Genomic DNA, 15,327 nt, shown 5'->3' with positions numbered 1-15,327 from the left:
GAACGTACCTACCACGTACCCGCGTTGGGAGCGCTCTCCTATGACCGCGTCCGAAACCCGGCCGCTCACCGCCACCCGCTCGTTCCCGTCCGACTTCCTCTGGGGCGCGGCGACCGCCGCGTACCAGATCGAGGGAGCGGCCGCGGAGGACGGCCGTACCCCGTCCATCTGGGACACCTTCTCGCACACCCCCGGCAAGGTCTTCGAGGGCCACACCGGTGATGTGGCCGTGGACCACTACCACCGGTTCCGCGAAGACGTCGGGATCATGTCCGAACTCGGCCTGAACGCCTACCGGTTCTCCGTCTCCTGGTCCCGGGTGCAGCCCACCGGGCGCGGACCGGCCGTCCAGAAGGGCCTGGACTTCTACCGGGCGCTCGTCGACGAGCTGCTCGCCGCCGGGATCGAGCCGGCCCTCACCCTCTACCACTGGGACCTGCCCCAGGAGTTGGAGGACGCGGGCGGCTGGCCCGAGCGGGCGACCGCCGAGCGGTTCGCCGAGTACGCGGGGATCGTCGCCGACGCCCTCGGCGACCGCGTGACCCGGTGGACCACGCTCAACGAACCCTGGTGCAGCGCCTTCCTGGGGTACGGCTCCGGGGTCCACGCCCCGGGCCGTACGGACCCGGTTGCCTCGCTGCGCGCCGCCCACCACCTCAATCTCGGGCACGGTCTCGCGGTCCAGGCCCTGCGCTCGGCACTGCCCGCGGACCGGCAGATCGCGGTCTCCCTCAATCTGCACGAGGTGCGTCCGCTGACCGGCTCCGCCGAGGACCGGGACGCGGCCCGCCGCATCGACGCCGTCGGCAACCGGATCTGGCTGGGCCCGATGCTCGACGGCGCCTACCCCGAGGACCTGATCCGCGACACCGCACAGCTGACCGACTGGTCCTTCGTCAAGGACGGCGACACGGCGGCCGCGCGGCAGCCGCTGGACCTGCTCGCGATCAACTACTACACGCCGACGGTGGTCTCGCAGGTCCCGGAAGGGGCGGAGAAGCCGCAGGACGACGGGCACGGCAACAGCGACCACTCGCCGTGGCCCGGCGCGGACTCGGTGGCGTTCCACCGGGCGCCGGGCGAGCGGACGGCGATGGGCTGGCCGGTCGACGCGAGCGCCCTGTACGACCTGCTGACCCGGGTGTCGGCCGCGTACCCCCAGCTCCCGCTGGTCATCAGCGAGAACGGGGCGGCCTACGAGGACGTGGTCTCCCCGGACGGTTCGGTGCACGACCCGGAGCGTGCGGCCTTCGTGCACGCGCATCTGGAGGCGGTGCACCGGGCCATCACCGACGGAGTGGACGTCCGCGGCTACTTCCTCTGGTCGCTGCTGGACAACTTCGAGTGGGCGTACGGCTACGCGAAGCGCTTCGGCGCGGTGCGGGTGGACTACGACACCCTGGAGCGGACCCCGAAGTCCAGCGCCCGCTGGTACGCGCGGGTGGCACGGTCGGGTGAGCTGCTCGCCCCCGACGGCGGCTGATCTCCACAGAACGGGGAAGGCCGTGCCGGTGGTCCGGCACGGCCTTCCCTCATGGGCCCTCGCCCCTCATGGGTCTTCGACCTTCGTGGGCCTTCGACCGTCGTGGGCGGGGGTCAGATGTCGATCACGCGGTAGCCGATGACGTAGACGCCGCCGGAGCCCTCCACGGAGCGCCACTGGGTCTCGGCTCCGACCTCGCTGCCGGTGACGAGCGTGGCGCCGAGCTTGTCGTCGCCGCTGGTCGAGTCGTAGTCCCAGAGGGTCAGGGTGCGGGCCTGCTCCTTGCCGAGGATGAGGGCCGCGTTGCCGTTGCCGTCGGCCATCGAGCGGACGTAACCGGTGCCCATGGTCTGGTACTTGACGCCGTTGCCGGGCCAGACCTTGACGGCGTTGCCGTTGGCGTCGGTGATCTTGAGGTACGCCTCGTCGTGGTCGCCCTCGCTGTTCTTCTGGCAGTGCAGCTCGACCAGTTCGATCCGCACGTAGTCGATCGGCTCGGCCTGGGCCGTGCCGGCGAAGGCGGCGACGCTGCCGAGCCCGAGAAGGGCGGTGGCGGCCGTTCGGGCGATCCGGTTCTTGCGCATGTGGTCCCCCCACACATCTGGTCACTCGCGTGACGGTGGTTCCGGCCCGCCCCGGTTCGGTGGGGCCGGTGTGCCGTTCCCCTCGGCACGACACCTACTGTGCCCGCCCGCCCCGCCCGGTTCTACGCGCGTTCCGCTGGACGGAACAGCGCCGCTCGAACGCGGCCCGGAAGCCGCTCGGCAACGGCCCGGAAGCCGCCCGGCGCGTGGTCAGGGCACCAGCGCGGCCGTCGGCGGGACCGTTCGTCGCGGTCCGCCCCGGACGAGCGCGCGGCTGATCGCGGCCCCCGCCTCGGCGATTCCCCGGGCGAGCGTGTCCAGCGGCCGGCCGGCCGGGACCAGACCGGCGAGCGCCGCGACCGTGCGGCCGTCCGGGGTGCGGACCGGGAGGGAGGCGCAGCACACCCCGTCCATCACGTCCTCCCGGTCGAGGACGGCGCCGCCGCGAAGCGGTCCCCGCAGGGCTTTTCCGGCGGCGGTGTCGAGGTGGAACGCGATGCCGTCCCGTACGGGCAGGAGCGGTTCGAGGTCTCCCGGGACCGAGGCGACGGTGATCGCCATGTCCTCGCGCAGCACGGTGAGGACCACGCTCGCGCCGGTGGCGGCCCTGAGCCGTTGGAGCGGCAGCCGGGCGGCGGGCCGGAGCCCGGGGTGGGGCTCCCAGGCCTGGCCGAGGCGGTACAGCTGCGGGCCGACCCGGTAGCGGCTGCCCTTCCGTTCGACGGCGCCGAGCGTGACCAGCTGGTCGAGCAGACGATGCACGCTGCCCTTGGGCACTCCGCAGAGAAGGGCCAGTTCGGTCACCCCGGCCTCTTCACCGCTGCGGCGCAGGGCGTCGAGCAGTGCGAACGCCCCTTCGAGTACGCTCCGGCCGCGTGCCTGTCCGGGCGTGCCGCCCCGCTCCCGCCGGAGCCCGCCTCTGTGCGGTTCGCGTACCTCACCGGTGTCCATGAGTCCCCCGACTCCTCGGGCCCGGCCGAGATCCCCCGATGGCACGGCTCCGGGCACATGTCCCACCATGCCGCAGACCGGTCGATTCCGGCGAGGGGCTCGCGTCGTCCGCCGTGTCGCGGGACGAGGCCCCCGGGCCGCCGGCCGGCCCGGCCCCCCGTTCGACCGAAGGTGCGACGGTCGGTGCGACGGCGTCCCCGCCGGACGCGCTCGGCGCGGCCGACGGGGACGCCGTACCTCCGCTACGGCTGGCCGTCGATCCAGCTCAGCTTGTGTCCGTAGAGCACACGCTGGCAGTAGTCCGTCCCGGCCGGGTCGGCGCTGTCACGGTTGTCCGTGCAGTCGTCCGCCGAGCCCGGACGGTGTTCGGACAGGGACCACAGCCGGCCCGTGCCGCGCTCGACGTAGAGGTCCTCGGCGCCCCGGGCGGTCTTGACGGCCTGGCCCGCCTGGACCAGCCGGCCGTTGCTCCAGTTGTAGCGCCAGAGGTTGCCCGGCTCGTCCGTGCCCTTCGACTCGTTCACGTACAGCGTGCCGCCCACCGCCGCAGCGCCCTGGGAGCCGCCGTTGGTCAGGGGGAGGTAGTTGGCCCAGCCCTCCGCCGCGACGTCGGCGGAGCGGCCCTCCAGCGCCGCGACCGGGAAGGAGGCGATGCGGCCCGTGGACGGATAGCCGCTCTGCGGACGGCAGTACTCACCCATGAGCAGACGGTCCGGGGTGGCGCTGCGGTCCAGGGAGATGTACGAGGCCTTCGGCGCGCCGGTGGAGACACAGGCGTAGGAACCCTGCGGGTTGCTCTGCGTCGCCTTGAACTTCCACGCGGCCACCTGGGGCATCACATAGCGGTAGCCGAAGCTGTACCAGACGTTGTCGTGGCGGCCGACCTTCGTCTTGTCCTCGACGTTGGAGGTGGTCTTCACGCCGTCGGTGTCGGTCCCCATCGCGTCGTGCGTCTTGGGGTCGCCGTCCGGGTCCAGGTCCATGATGGAGCGCATGTCGAAGACGCGCAGGCCGTTGCGGGTGTCCGCGACGTAGAGGTAGTTGCCGTACCAGACGATCCCGCCGGCGTGGACGCCCTTCTGGATCGGGTACTCGGCGGCGTGCAGCCCGTCGAAGGAGACGTGGTCGGCCGAGTTCACATAGGTCCAGCCCAGGAGGACGTGGCGGTACTTGACCTCGGGGCTGCCGGTGGCCGGGTTGGTCCGGCTCTGTACGAAGGTGATCCGGACGCCCTTCTGGTTGCAGGCGTCATTGGCCTCGACCTCGGCCGTGGTGCAGTCTCCGGTCGCCGGGTTCGGGTCGGTCTCCCGGCCCGGGTCCCAGCCGTCGTAAGAGGCGAAGAGCTGGATGTTCCCGGCGTCGCCCCACAGCTCGTTGTCCTTGGCGTCGGAGACGCCGGTCATGCCCTGGGGGACCCATTCCTGCGAGACGGAGTCGTCGTTCTGCAGGCAGTACTTGATGTCGGGGTCCGGTGCCGTGCCGAACGAGTCCCGGGAGCACCACGGTTCCACGGTGCGGTTCGCCCCGGTCAGCAGGTTCTGGACGCCCGACTTGGGCAGCACCGAGTCCAGGCGGGCGACTCTGGTGGCCGTCTCGGCGTTCAGCGCGCCGGGCGCCATCGTGAAGTCACCGGGCGAGGCCGCTCCACCGGGGGCGGTCCAGGCGCGCGTCGTGAACGGCGAGGCGGTCGCCTCGGCCGTGCGGGGCTCCTGGATCCAGCTCTGCGGAACGCCCGGCGGAACGTCCTCCGCCTGGGCCGGCGCCGCGAGGCCGGTGAGCGCGAGCGAGGCCGCGGCGGCTGCCGTGAGCCAAGCGCGACGTATGCGCCTTGTGGGCATGTGAGGTTGCCTCCGTTGCTCATGTCTCGGGTAAGCCGAACGGAGGGTTCCAGAACGCTTGAGCGAAATGCAAACGTGTTCATGCCACAGCCAACAGAGCCCGGCAGGCGGGCAATTGATGAGTAATGGGGGCATATCGCAGCCATGCGGACAGCCCCGTCGCCGATCGGTGCGCAGAAGGTGGAGGTTGTCGCGAGGTCCGGTGGCCACGCGGCGCGGCACGAGACGCCCCACCCCGCTCCGGCCCGATCGACACCGCACCCCGTAGGGTGAGCGGTCATGAGAGACGCTCAGCTGCCCGCCTCCCGGTCCCGTCGGCGCAGGACGGCGGGCCTGGTCGCCGCGGCCACCGCTGTGGCCGGACTGGCGACCGCGTACGCCGTCGCCGCGCCGCCCTCACCGTCCGCGCCCGGCTCCGTCGCGGAGGCCGCCACGGCGAAGGACGGCACCACGGTGCACGCCGGCACCCCGGCCGAGGCCGCCGCCCGAGCGAAGACCGGTACCGCCGCGACCCCCTGGCTGCGGCCCGCCGGGGCGCCCCTGACCGTGATCGCCCACCGCGGCGCCCCCTCGGCCGCCCCCGAGAACACCCTGGTCTCCGACGAGGTGGCCCGGCGGGGCGGGGCCGACTGGATCGAGAACGACGTCCAGCCCAGCAAGGACGGCGTGCCGTACATCCTGCACGACACCACCGTCGACCGGACGACCGACGGAACAGGGCCCCTCCGCTCCCTGACCTCCGCCCAGCTGAACGCCCTGGACGCCGGCTCCTGGTTCGCCCCCGCCTACGCCGGGGCCCGGGTCCCGACGCTCGCCGCCCAGCTTGCGGACCTCCGGGACCGCGGCGGAAAGCTGCTCCTGGAGATCAAGGGCCGCCACAGCCACGCGGAGGTGGCCCGGATCATCCGGGATGTCCGGGAGCAGGGCATGGCCGACCGGGTCTTCGTGCAGAGCTTCGACATCCCCTCCCTGCGGTACACCCACGAGCTGGCGCCCGAGCTGCCCCTGGGCCTGCTGCGGAGCACCCTCGACGCCGACCCGGTCGCGCTCGCCGAGGAACTGGACCTCGCCGCGTACAACGTCTCGGACGCGGCACTCTCCACCCGCCCGGGGATCGTCCGCGACCTGCACACGGCGGGGGTGGCCGTGAACGTCTGGACGGTGGACACCCCCGCCCGCTGGAAGGCCCTGGACACGCTCGGCGTGGACGGGGTCATCACCAACCGGCCGACGGAACTCGGTGGCTGGTCGGCCGGGCGGACAAGCTGAGCGTGCCCCGCACCCCGGTTCGCCCGGGGTGCGGGGCACGCCTCAGACGAGGCTCGTAGCAGCTCCGCGAAGATCCGCGTCCTGCTGAAGTAGACGACGGGCGAGGCCGCGAGGGTGTGCACGTCGAAGGGGTGGTGCGGGGTCAGCGCGTCCGCCGCTCGCCGTGACCTGGCAGGTCGACGGCGTGCGAACGGTACCCGAGCACGAATACGGGGCGCGGGTCTGCGCGCATGGTGAGGATCCTCGTCATCCTGAGGTGAGCGGTGGACGGACGACCCGGTGCCGGCGACGGCCGGCACCACGGTCAGCCCGTCGACCGGTCGCGCAGGGCCCGTCGGTTGTGGATGACGGAACACATACCGACGACCGTAACAGCAGCCTCCGCACCGCGTACTCCCCTTTCCCGGCCCCGCGGCCCCGCAGCCCCGGCCTCGGCCGGGGCCACGGCGTCGCGTCGGGCCCCTACGGCGTGACCCTGATGCCGTCGACGAAGGCCCGGACCATGACGGCGTGGGTGAAGACGACGGTTCCGGGCTTGATGAGGCCGCCCTCGCCGCCCGTGCCCTTCACCTGGACCGTGCGCTCCCCGAGGAAGTTCAGCGTCCTGCTGTCGAAGATCCACTCGGTGCGCGCGCCGCTGGTCTCGTCGAGCCGTGCGACCGCGACACCCCTGCGGCCGACGGCGTCGGTGGCGCTGTCGACGAGGACGACGCCGGGGATCTTCGCGGCGGCCCTGTAGAGCGCGGCGGTCAGCTGCGGCGAGGGCCAGCTCTCGACGAGCAGGTCGCCGATGGTGGTGAAGGCCTGCTGGTCCTTGCCGTTGCCCTGCCCCTCGGTCTCCTTGTAGATCTTCCGCAGCAGCGCGTCGGGGTCGGTGGGGAGGGTGGCGAGGTAGTCGTGGGAGGGCGCGCCGAGGTGCGGTGTCGGCGTGTTGCCCTTCTCGTCGGTGCCTTCCAGGGTGATGCCCTCGGGGCCGGTGTTGCCGGGTTCGATCAGCCAGCCCCTGAGGCCGTCGGGGGACCGCCAGGACTGCCGGGTGTGGAGGGGGCGGCTCACCAGGCTGCTCTCGCCGCCGACGGTACTGACGTAGGTGGTGGCGGACTTCGTCTCGATGTACACGTACTGGCCGGCGCGGCCCCGCGGGGCGTCCGCCTCGGCGGCGGCGAGCGAGATCCGGTCGAGGAGGCGGGGCGCGCCCTGTGGGTCGACGGTGCCGATCGAGGTGGTGAGGGCGGGGCCGGTGGCGCGGTCGACGGAGCCGGTGGAGTCGCCCGGGGTGAGGACGAGGACGCCGACGGCGAGCGCTCCGGCGAGTGCGGTGGCGGCCGGCAGGAGGATCGCCTTCCGCAGGAAGGGGTTGCGCGGGGCGCGCGCCCGGGCGTCGGCACGGCGGTCGTCGTGGATGTGGTTCATCAGGCGCTCCTTGTGGAACTGGTGGCGGCCCCGAGGAAGGTCGTGTTCCTCGATCGCCGGGAGGCCTCCGGTCTCGTGCCGGTTCGTCGTACGGGTCTTGTCCGGGTCGGGGTTCATCGGATTCCTTCCTGCGCGGGCCGGACCGCGTTCACGCGATCACCTGTTGTCTGTCGGGGGCGGGGGGCGGGTTCCCGTTTTTCCCGGACGGGTTCCTGTCTCTCCCGGGCCGGGTCCCGTCGTGCCGGGACCGGTTCCTGTCTCTCCCTGGCGAGTTCTTCCTCGGCAGCGGTACGGAGCTTGGCGCGGGCGCGGGAGAGCCGGGAGCGGACGGTGCCGACGGGGACGCGCAGGGCCTGGGCGACCTCGGTGTAGGCGAGGCCTTCCCAGAGGCAGAGGACGAGGACCTCGCGTTCGGTACGGCGGAGGGTGGCGAGCGCCCGCAGGGTGGCGGCGATGCGGCGCCGGTCGTCGATCCGGCCGGCGACCTCGGGGGCGTGGTCGGGTACGGAGGCCTCGGCCGGGCCCGCCGAGGCGTACGCGGCGGCGGCCGCCCGGTAGCGGCGGTTTCCGCGGCAGTGGTTGCGGGCGACGTTGGTGGCGACGCCGAGCAGCCAGGGCCGGACCGAACCCCCCTCGGGGTCCACCTTTCCGCGGAGCCGCCAGGCCTCCATGAAGGTGGTCGCCATCACGTCCTCGGCGACCGACCAGTCGCCGGTCAGCCGGAAGGCGTGGTTGTAGACGCTCCGGGCGTAGGAGTCGAAGAGCTCGGCGAAGGCCGAGGGGTCTCCGTCCCGGATGCGTGCGCGCATGTCGATGTTCACGTCTCTCGTCTGTCCGGCCCCCGGTGCGGGTTCCCGTGACCCGGATCACATCAGGGGGCGGACTCCGCCAGCAGGTCGGGGTTGACCACGCGCAGGATCGTCGCGATGTCGGCGGGATCGGCCGCCGCCCACAACACCTGCCGGGCGGCCCGGTACTTGGCGGCGAGCCGTTCCCGCTGCTCGGGCGGCAGTGCGGCGGCCCGGTCGGGGCGGCTGTTGTGCGCGTTGTCGGCGATCTTCACGAGGGTGGCGTCGGGATCCTCCGTGATGCGGCGGATCTTCTCCTCGTAGGCCGTGCCGGGCACGTTGGTGACGGCCTCGACGACGGAGACGACCCGGTCCGGGATTCCGGCGGCGCGGAGCCGCTCCGCCGTCCATCCGGTGTCCTCGATGATGTCGTGGAGCAGCCCGGCCATGGCCAGGTGCGGGCCGAGCGGTGCCAGGCCCGCGGCGACCGCGCGGACGTGTTCGACGTACGGGACACCGATCCGGTCGGTCTGTCCGGCGTGCGCCCGGCCGGCGAGCGCGTCCACCTCGGCGAGAGTCTTCATCGCCCCATCATCGCGGGCCGCGGGGCGGGAGCTCGGCCGCTCCCCCGGCCACCGCGCAACACACTCTTCATACAGGAGGGGGAATGCCCTTCGCGGGCGCGGCGGTTGCCGGGTGCATGACCCTGGGAATAACGCTCGGTTCGACCGCCGTCCAGCGCACGATCGACAGCACGGTGCGGCTCGCGCGGGAGGCGCGCGACGCAGGCCTGCACTCGGCGTGGTTCGGCCAGACCTTCGCGTACGACTCGCCCTCGCTGGCCGCGATCGTGGGACGCGAGGTGCCCGGCCTCCAGGTCGGGACCTCCGCGATCCCGGTCTTCGGCCGCCATCCGCTGCTCGTCTCCAGCCAGGCGCAGACCGCGCAGGCGGCGACGGGCGGGCGCTATCACCTCGGGCTCGCCCTCGGCACCAAGCACCTGACGGAGACGGGCTTCGGCATCCCGTACGAGCGGCCCATCGGTCTGCTCAGGGAGTTCCTCACCGCTCTGCGTCCACTGCTCGAGACGGGCAGTGCCGATTTCCACGGGGAGCTCCTGACGGCGACGACGCCGTATTCGGCGGCGGTCCCGGGCGCCGAGCCTCCGGTGCCGGTGCTGGTCGCCGCCATGGGCCCGCAGGCCCTGCGGGTCAGCGGTGAACTGGCCGACGGCATCCTGCCGTTCCTGGCGGGACCGCGTGCGCTCGGCGAGCACATCGTCCCGGCCGTCAACGCCGCCGCGGCGGCGGCCGGCCGGCCCGCGCCCCGGATCGTGGCCCTCGTCCCCGGCGTGGTCACGGCCGACGCCGAGGCCGTGCGGGAGAGCGCGGCCGAGGCGCTCGCGCTGTACGAGCAGATCCCCTCCTACCGGCGTGTCATCGAGCTCTCCGGCGCCGCCCGGGCCGCCGAGCTCGCCGTGATCGGTGACGAGGAGACCGTCGCCGCGGAGGTACGCCGCTACCGCGAGGCGGGGGTGACGGAGGTGGTCTTCACGGCGACGGAGCTGAGCGGCGAGGACGACCGCCGCCGTACCTGGAAGCTGCTCGGCGAGCTGTCGGGCGGCTGACGCACGGCGCCGGCGACGAGGCCGCCGCCTCGCGCTCCCCGCAGGTGCGCGGGTCGGCGAAGGGTGGCGGGGCGTCGCCCTGACGGGCCGCGCGTGCCGGGCGGCCGCACCCGGCACGCGCGCCGGTCAGCCCTTCTTCGCCGCCTCCGCCACCGGCTCCATCCGCCCCTCGCCCTCGGTGTCCAGATGCGGCAGCATCCGGTCCAGCCAACGGGGGATCCACCAGGCGTGCTTGCCGAGGAGGGTCATCACCGCGGGCACGAGCAGCAGGCGCACCACGGTGGCGTCGATGAGGACGCTGGCCGCCAGTCCGAGGCCGAGCATCTTGACGACGATGTTGTCCGAGACGATGAAGGCCGCGAAGACACTCACCATGATCAGCGCGGCGCAGGTGATCACCCGGGCCGTGATCTCCAGGGCATGGGCCACGCTGGCCTTCGAGTCCCCGGTGCGCAGCCAGGCCTCCCGGACGCGGGAGAGCAGGAAGATCTCGTAGTCCATGCTCAGCCCGAAGACGATGGCGAACATCATCATCGGCACATAGCTCTCGATGGGCACCTTGCCGGAGACACCGAGCGCGGGCCCGCCCCAGCCCCACTGGAAGACGGCGACGACCACGCCGTACGAGGCGGCGATGGAGAGGACGTTGAGCACGGCCGCCTTCACCGCCACGAGCAGGCCCCGGAAGACGATCAGGATGACGAGGAAGGCGAGCCCCACCACCACGGCGATGATCAGCGGGAGCCGGCTGGAGACGATGTCGAGGAAGTCCACCTGGGAGGCCGTGGTGCCGGTGACATAGGTCTGCGCGTCGGTGCCCGCCACCGCCTGCGGCAGTACGTCGTCGACGAGGTGGTCGGTCAGCTGGGTGGTCTTCTCGTCCTGCGGGGAGGCCACCGAGTAGGCGGTGCCGACCAGGACGTCCCCGTCGGAGGTGGCCTGGAGCGGGGTGATGGAGGCCGCGTCCGGGACCCCGGTCAGCGCCTGCTTGAGCTTGTCGGCGAGGTCCGCCCGGTCCGCGGCGGGCACGGCCGTCTGGTCGACGACGACGGTCAGCGGCCCGTTCGCGCCCGGCCCGAAGGCGGTGGAGATCAGGTCGTAGGCGCGCCGGTCCGTGAACGACTTGGGGTCGGCCCCGTCGCCGATGTGGCCGAGCTGGATGAAGAGCAGCGGGAACGCCAGGACGAGCAGCACCAGGACTCCGCCGGTCAGGAACCACCAGGGGCGCCGCTCCACCCGCTGGGCGTACCGGTGCCAGGTGCCGTGCGCGGGTGTGCCGGGTTCGGCGTCGGTCTCGGCCACGGGCTTGCGGACGTGGTACCGGTCGATGCGCTTGCCGACGAGTCCGAGCATGGCCGGGACCAGGGTGAGCGCGGCGAGGACGGCGGTGACGACCGTGAACGCGGCCGCCAGGCCCAGTTTGCCGATGAAACTGACCCCGGAGACCCACAGCCCGGAGAGGGCGATGATCACCGTGCAGCCGGAGACCAGGACGGCGCGGCCGCTGGTGGTGGTCGCGAGGCCCGCGGAGTCGGCGGGCTCGTGCCCGTTCATGAGGTTCTGGCGATGGCGGGTGATGAGGAACAGCGCGTAGTCGATGCCGACACCGAGGCCGATCATGGTGGCCAGGGTGGGTGAGACGGTGCCGAAGGTGAAGGCCGCCGCCGTCAGGCCGAGCAGCGCGAGGCCGCAGATCACTCCGAGGAGCGCCGTGATCAGGGGCAGGACGGCGGCGAGGACGCTGCCGAAGCCGATGAGGAGGACGACGATCGCGACGGCGAAGCCGATCGCCTCGCTGGTCCGGTCGTCCGCCTGCGGCCGGGCGAGTTCGCCGAGCGGGCCGCCGTACTCGACGGTGACGCCGGCGTCCCGGAGTGGCTGTACGGCGGCGTCGACACCGGACAGGTAGTCGGTGCCGAGGGTGGAGGGCGGCACGCTGAAGCGCACGGTGATGTACGCGGTCTTGCCGTCCGTGGACAGCGGGCCCGTGTTGGGGACCCCGGCGGGGAGGGCGGGCGGGGTGGTCCCCGGCGGCGGCAGCGGGTTCTGGGCGCCGAGGACGTCGGGCAGCTTCTCCAGGGCGGCGACGGTCGAGTTGACCGCGGACGCCTCGTCGGTGAGGGGTCCGGAGGGCCGGTTCAGGACGATCTGCGCGCCGTAGCCACCGGCTGCGGGGTCGTGCGCCTGGAGGACGTCGAGTCCCTCCGCGGACTGCACGCCGGGGAGGTCGAAGTCGTCGGAGTACTGCCCCCCGATGGCCCGGTCGGCGACCTGGAGCCCCACCATCGCCGCCAGCCAGAGGACGATGACGACGACGAAGTGATGGGCGCACCAGTGCCCGAGTCGGTACAAGGCGCCCTTGGACGGTGCTCGCCGGCCCTGGGCCGGGCTTCCTGCGTTCATGGCAAGGCCGTGTCCGGTAGGGAAGTCCCCGAGCGGTCCCGGCACCGGCAGGGCGCGGGGCTACCCGTCCATTCTTCGCCCGCCGCGCCGCTCCGGCATCTCGGCCGGGGTACGAGGGCGTTCGGTCAGGTCAGGAGGCGGTTGGGGTGGGAGGACCGGCGGGCCGCGGCGAAGAGGGCGTGGATCCTGGAGCCGGCCTGGTCGATGTCGACGACAGGGGTGGGGAAGGGCAGCCGGACGTCCTGGTGGCCGGTGGGGTGTTCGAGGCGCAGGGTGATGCCGTACCGGTCCAGGGCGATGGGGAGGACGCGGACCATGTCCCGTTCGGGGCGCGGCCTGACGAGGCGCAGCAGCAGGGGGACGAGTTCGCTGTGGCTGTCGACGAGGTGGGTCAGCATGGAGGCCTCGGAGGAGGCCATCGGGTCGATGCCGGTGGCGTGGAGTTCTTCCAGGGTGATGTAGCTCCTGCCCTCGGCGTCCTCCAGGAGGGCCTGGCCGAACTCCATGCAGATGCCGGCGGCGGCCTCCGGCTCGTACGGGGCGGCGAGGAGTCCCGTCAGGGTGACGCGTGCCCGCAGGCGCTCGCGTACGGGGGTGGGGGCGATGTCGGTGAATTCCAGGCGCACCGGGATGCGCGCGCTCTGTCCGGCGTGGCTCTCCTCGGACGGGTCGTGCAGGTGGATGTGCCCCATGGGCCCGGTGCCGTCCAGGAGGTGCACTTCCTGGTGGAGTCCGTCGGACACGACCGTCATCGAGTGGGCGGCGGCCAGGATCGACCGCACGCGCTCGGCAGGAGTGGGCCGCGTGACGCGGGTAGTGAAGGGACGCATCCGAGTTCTCCCGGGACAGGTGATGGAACCACTGTTACTTAGGTAAGCCTAAGCTAACCCATGACGGGGCGACAGGGAACCGCACCCCGGGGTCCGGTTCCCGTGCCGACCGACTCGACCACGCCGCGAGGCGGCTGACGTCCCGTGTGATGATCTCCTCTCACGAGACGGATCCATCAGGGGTCCGGGGGGAGAGAACATGGCATACACGGACGCCAACGGCGTCGATCTGTCCGGCGTCACCGGCAGGCTCATCCAGACGGTCGACCTGGTGAAGAACCCGGCACCGCAGGCGATCGCCACCGACACCGCCAACGGACACGTCTTCGTCCTCCAGGTGGAGAGTTCGGCCACGGCCCCGCAGGGCAACCTGTACCTCAACCGCATCAACCGCAAGAGCGGCACGGTCACCGGCTCGATGCAGCTGAAGGGCTTCGGACACGGGCTCTCCCTGGGCGCCGAGGCCGTGGGCACCGACACCTACCTCTGGACCGAGGTCGGCCCGCTGCACACCACGACGGACGGCACCACCTTCGGCAAGGCCGTCACCCGGTTCCGGTTCGCCGACGGCGAGGTCCTCGACGGCGACCTCATACCGGCGGCGCGGAAGTTCACGCCGCCCGGCAGCACCGCGGGCACCGGCCCCTCGCTGGACCCGGTGAACAAGCAGCTGTGCGTCATGTACCACAAGGACGGAAAGCGGCACTTCACCCGGTACGACGCCGCCGCGGCCGCCGCGGGCTCATGGGTCCCGGTGGGCACCACCTTCGTGATGCCGGCCGGCGAGGACCTCACCCCCGACGTTCCGTCGCGCTACCCGCTGCAGGCGAAACTCGTCTCCCAGGGCTTCACCGTGCTGGGCGACGTCGTCTACTCGTACCAGTGGGCGCCGTACGACAAGGACAACAACCCCACGACGGTCCCCAGCGAGTTCCCGGGGATCGCCTTCCTCACCTCGTACTCGTGGACGACCGGTGCGCGCCTCGACCGGCAGGTCGTCACCAACGCCGACGGCCTCACCCGGCGCGAGCCCGAGAGCGTCGCCACCGAGGTCGACCCGGCGACCGGGGAGACCCGGCTGCTGTTCGGCTTCAGCGACACCGTCCCCGACAACGAGTACGCGCGCAACGTCACGATCGGCTGGTACCCCACGAAGCCCGCGGTGGACGGCGTCAAGGTGCTCGCCGACTGGGAGGACCTCACGCTGGAAGCCGGCGTCTCGCCCGGCGCCCAGCCCCCGCGCGGCCGGCTGATCTCCCTCGCCGGCACCACCTACCTCCAGCTGCGCGGCACCGTCACCTGCTCCCCCGGCCTGACCGCGGACAGCAGGATCGCGACCCTGCCGCACCGGCTGCGCGCGACCCACCTGACGCGCCAGAACGTGGCCCGCAACAACAACACCGGACGCTGCGTGTGCCGGATCGAGACGGATGTCACCGGCGCGCTCCGGGTGTACGGCGCCACCAGCGACAACGCCATCACCTGGATCGACTTCGACGCCGTCACCGTCGCCTGGCGATGAGCGGCCCCCGGGCCGCCGCACGCACCACCCCCGCCGCACAGGTCCCGCCGGTCCGCACGCCCGGACCCGCCGCACCCGTGCCCCCGACCGCCTTCCCCACCCGATCCGGAGGATCGAGCATGACCCAGCACACGACCAGCCGCCGCTCCCTGCTCACCGCGGCGCTGGCCGCGCCCGCCGTCGCCGTCGCCGGCCCGCTGCTCACGGCCACGCCGGCCGCCGCCGCCGGGGACGGCTGCCAGACCGTCGTCGACTGGACGGCGATCACCCTGGACGCCGCCGTCACCAACGAGGCCGGAGCGCCCGCGGAGGCCCGCGTGATACGACTCGCGGGGACGGACTTCCTCCAGCTGCGCGGCACCGTCACCTGCGCGTTCACCGCGGACGGCCGGCTCGGCACGCTGCCCGCCACCATCCGCCCGGCCAAGCTGACCCGCGGCGTCTGCCCGCGCAACAACAGCCTCGGCATCAACGCGATCCGCATCGAGGCCAACACGGCCGGCACCGTCAACGTCTACGGCCCCCAGGCGACGAACAAGGTGACCTGGATCCAGCTGGACAACTTCTCGTCCGTCCTGGGCTGATCCCCGCGGGCAGCGCCCGGATCGGGGCCCCTCCG

13 protein-coding genes are annotated in these 15,327 nt (G+C 72.5%); 5 read left to right on the top strand and 8 right to left on the bottom strand.

From position 1 onward, the window contains the following. Positions 1-40: 40 nt before the first annotated feature. Positions 41-1,483, top strand: coding sequence for a GH1 family beta-glucosidase (locus ACH4MY_RS26480; protein WP_398006213.1), 1,443 nt, complete (start codon positions 41-43; stop codon positions 1,481-1,483). Between the two features lie 113 nt (positions 1,484-1,596). Here ACH4MY_RS26480 and ACH4MY_RS26475 read toward each other — a convergent pair whose 3' ends face one another. The 3 genes from ACH4MY_RS26475 to ACH4MY_RS26465 form a co-directional block, all read right to left on the bottom strand. Then, the gene (locus ACH4MY_RS26475; RefSeq protein WP_328941329.1) at positions 1,597-2,067 is read right to left on the bottom strand and encodes a hypothetical protein; all 471 of its coding nucleotides are present in this window, start codon (positions 2,065-2,067) and stop codon (positions 1,597-1,599) included. A 210-nt stretch (positions 2,068-2,277) separates the two neighbouring features. Continuing rightward, positions 2,278-3,018, bottom strand: coding sequence for an IclR family transcriptional regulator (locus ACH4MY_RS26470; RefSeq protein ID WP_398006212.1), 741 nt, complete (start codon positions 3,016-3,018; stop codon positions 2,278-2,280). Positions 3,019-3,260: 242 nt separating this feature from the next. Next, complete coding sequence (locus tag ACH4MY_RS26465; RefSeq protein ID WP_398006211.1) at positions 3,261-4,856, bottom strand: hypothetical protein; 1,596 nt, start codon at positions 4,854-4,856, stop codon at positions 3,261-3,263. Positions 4,857-5,135: 279 nt separating this feature from the next. On the opposite strand from ACH4MY_RS26465, the gene ACH4MY_RS26460 reads away from it, so the two are divergent. Beyond that, positions 5,136-6,125, top strand: a complete 990-nt coding sequence (locus ACH4MY_RS26460; protein WP_398006210.1) for a glycerophosphodiester phosphodiesterase family protein — start codon at positions 5,136-5,138, stop codon at positions 6,123-6,125. Between the two features lie 462 nt (positions 6,126-6,587). Here ACH4MY_RS26460 and ACH4MY_RS26455 read toward each other — a convergent pair whose 3' ends face one another. The 3 genes from ACH4MY_RS26455 to ACH4MY_RS26445 all read right to left on the bottom strand — a co-directional run bounded on the left by ACH4MY_RS26455 (position 6,588) and on the right by ACH4MY_RS26445 (position 8,910). Continuing rightward, positions 6,588-7,655 (bottom strand): CU044_5270 family protein, encoded by a 1,068-nt coding sequence (locus ACH4MY_RS26455; protein WP_398006209.1) that lies wholly within the window; start codon positions 7,653-7,655, stop codon positions 6,588-6,590. Then, positions 7,652-8,347, bottom strand: a complete 696-nt coding sequence (locus ACH4MY_RS26450; RefSeq protein ID WP_398006208.1) for an RNA polymerase sigma factor — start codon at positions 8,345-8,347, stop codon at positions 7,652-7,654. Before ACH4MY_RS26450 ends, ACH4MY_RS26455 begins: the two co-directional genes overlap by 4 nt. 62 nt (positions 8,348-8,409) lie before the next feature. Beyond that, positions 8,410-8,910, bottom strand: coding sequence for an HD domain-containing protein (locus ACH4MY_RS26445; protein ID WP_398006207.1), 501 nt, complete (start codon positions 8,908-8,910; stop codon positions 8,410-8,412). A 116-nt stretch (positions 8,911-9,026) separates the two neighbouring features. Between ACH4MY_RS26445 and ACH4MY_RS26440 the strand changes: the two genes are divergently transcribed. Beyond that, positions 9,027-9,953: a TIGR03564 family F420-dependent LLM class oxidoreductase gene (locus tag ACH4MY_RS26440; RefSeq protein ID WP_398006206.1), complete on the top strand. Its 927-nt coding sequence runs from the start codon at positions 9,027-9,029 to the stop codon at positions 9,951-9,953. Between the two features lie 126 nt (positions 9,954-10,079). On the opposite strand, the gene ACH4MY_RS26435 is transcribed toward ACH4MY_RS26440, so the two are convergent. Together ACH4MY_RS26435 and ACH4MY_RS26430 are read right to left on the bottom strand one after the other, a co-directional pair. Then, complete coding sequence (locus ACH4MY_RS26435) at positions 10,080-12,356, bottom strand: MMPL family transporter (RefSeq protein WP_398006205.1); 2,277 nt, start codon at positions 12,354-12,356, stop codon at positions 10,080-10,082. A gap of 125 nt (positions 12,357-12,481) precedes the next feature. After that, complete coding sequence (locus ACH4MY_RS26430; RefSeq protein WP_398006204.1) at positions 12,482-13,186, bottom strand: DUF2470 domain-containing protein; 705 nt, start codon at positions 13,184-13,186, stop codon at positions 12,482-12,484. A gap of 199 nt (positions 13,187-13,385) precedes the next feature. Between ACH4MY_RS26430 and ACH4MY_RS26425 the strand changes: the two genes are divergently transcribed. Both ACH4MY_RS26425 and ACH4MY_RS26420 read left to right on the top strand, forming a co-directional pair. Next, positions 13,386-14,708: a hypothetical protein gene (locus ACH4MY_RS26425; protein WP_398006203.1), complete on the top strand. Its 1,323-nt coding sequence runs from the start codon at positions 13,386-13,388 to the stop codon at positions 14,706-14,708. 119 nt (positions 14,709-14,827) lie between these two features. Next, positions 14,828-15,292 (top strand): hypothetical protein, encoded by a 465-nt coding sequence (locus ACH4MY_RS26420; RefSeq protein WP_398006202.1) that lies wholly within the window; start codon positions 14,828-14,830, stop codon positions 15,290-15,292. Positions 15,293-15,327: the final 35 nt, after the last annotated feature.

It is taken from the genome of Streptomyces sp. NPDC017246 (assembly GCF_044331325.1).
Lineage (GTDB): Bacteria > Actinomycetota > Actinomycetes > Streptomycetales > Streptomycetaceae > Streptomyces.
This window is presented reverse-complemented; position numbering and strand designations above follow the sequence as displayed.

What these genes read in the sequence shown, in the direction of transcription:
- ACH4MY_RS26480 (WP_398006213.1), top strand. Translation starts at nt 41, where the DNA reads ATGACCGCGTCCGAAACCCGGCCGCTCACCGCCACCCGCTCGTTCCCG.
- ACH4MY_RS26475 (WP_328941329.1), bottom strand. Translation starts at nt 2,067, where the DNA reads ATGCGCAAGAACCGGATCGCCCGAACGGCCGCCACCGCCCTTCTCGGG.
- ACH4MY_RS26470 (WP_398006212.1), bottom strand. Translation starts at nt 3,018, where the DNA reads ATGGACACCGGTGAGGTACGCGAACCGCACAGAGGCGGGCTCCGGCGG.
- ACH4MY_RS26465 (WP_398006211.1), bottom strand. Translation starts at nt 4,856, where the DNA reads ATGCCCACAAGGCGCATACGTCGCGCTTGGCTCACGGCAGCCGCCGCG.
- ACH4MY_RS26460 (WP_398006210.1), top strand. Translation starts at nt 5,136, where the DNA reads ATGAGAGACGCTCAGCTGCCCGCCTCCCGGTCCCGTCGGCGCAGGACG.
- ACH4MY_RS26455 (WP_398006209.1), bottom strand. Translation starts at nt 7,655, where the DNA reads ATGAACCCCGACCCGGACAAGACCCGTACGACGAACCGGCACGAGACC.
- ACH4MY_RS26450 (WP_398006208.1), bottom strand. Translation starts at nt 8,347, where the DNA reads ATGCGCGCACGCATCCGGGACGGAGACCCCTCGGCCTTCGCCGAGCTC.
- ACH4MY_RS26445 (WP_398006207.1), bottom strand. Translation starts at nt 8,910, where the DNA reads ATGAAGACTCTCGCCGAGGTGGACGCGCTCGCCGGCCGGGCGCACGCC.
- ACH4MY_RS26440 (WP_398006206.1), top strand. Translation starts at nt 9,027, where the DNA reads ATGACCCTGGGAATAACGCTCGGTTCGACCGCCGTCCAGCGCACGATC.
- ACH4MY_RS26435 (WP_398006205.1), bottom strand. Translation starts at nt 12,356, where the DNA reads ATGAACGCAGGAAGCCCGGCCCAGGGCCGGCGAGCACCGTCCAAGGGC.
- ACH4MY_RS26430 (WP_398006204.1), bottom strand. Translation starts at nt 13,186, where the DNA reads ATGCGTCCCTTCACTACCCGCGTCACGCGGCCCACTCCTGCCGAGCGC.
- ACH4MY_RS26425 (WP_398006203.1), top strand. Translation starts at nt 13,386, where the DNA reads ATGGCATACACGGACGCCAACGGCGTCGATCTGTCCGGCGTCACCGGC.
- ACH4MY_RS26420 (WP_398006202.1), top strand. Translation starts at nt 14,828, where the DNA reads ATGACCCAGCACACGACCAGCCGCCGCTCCCTGCTCACCGCGGCGCTG.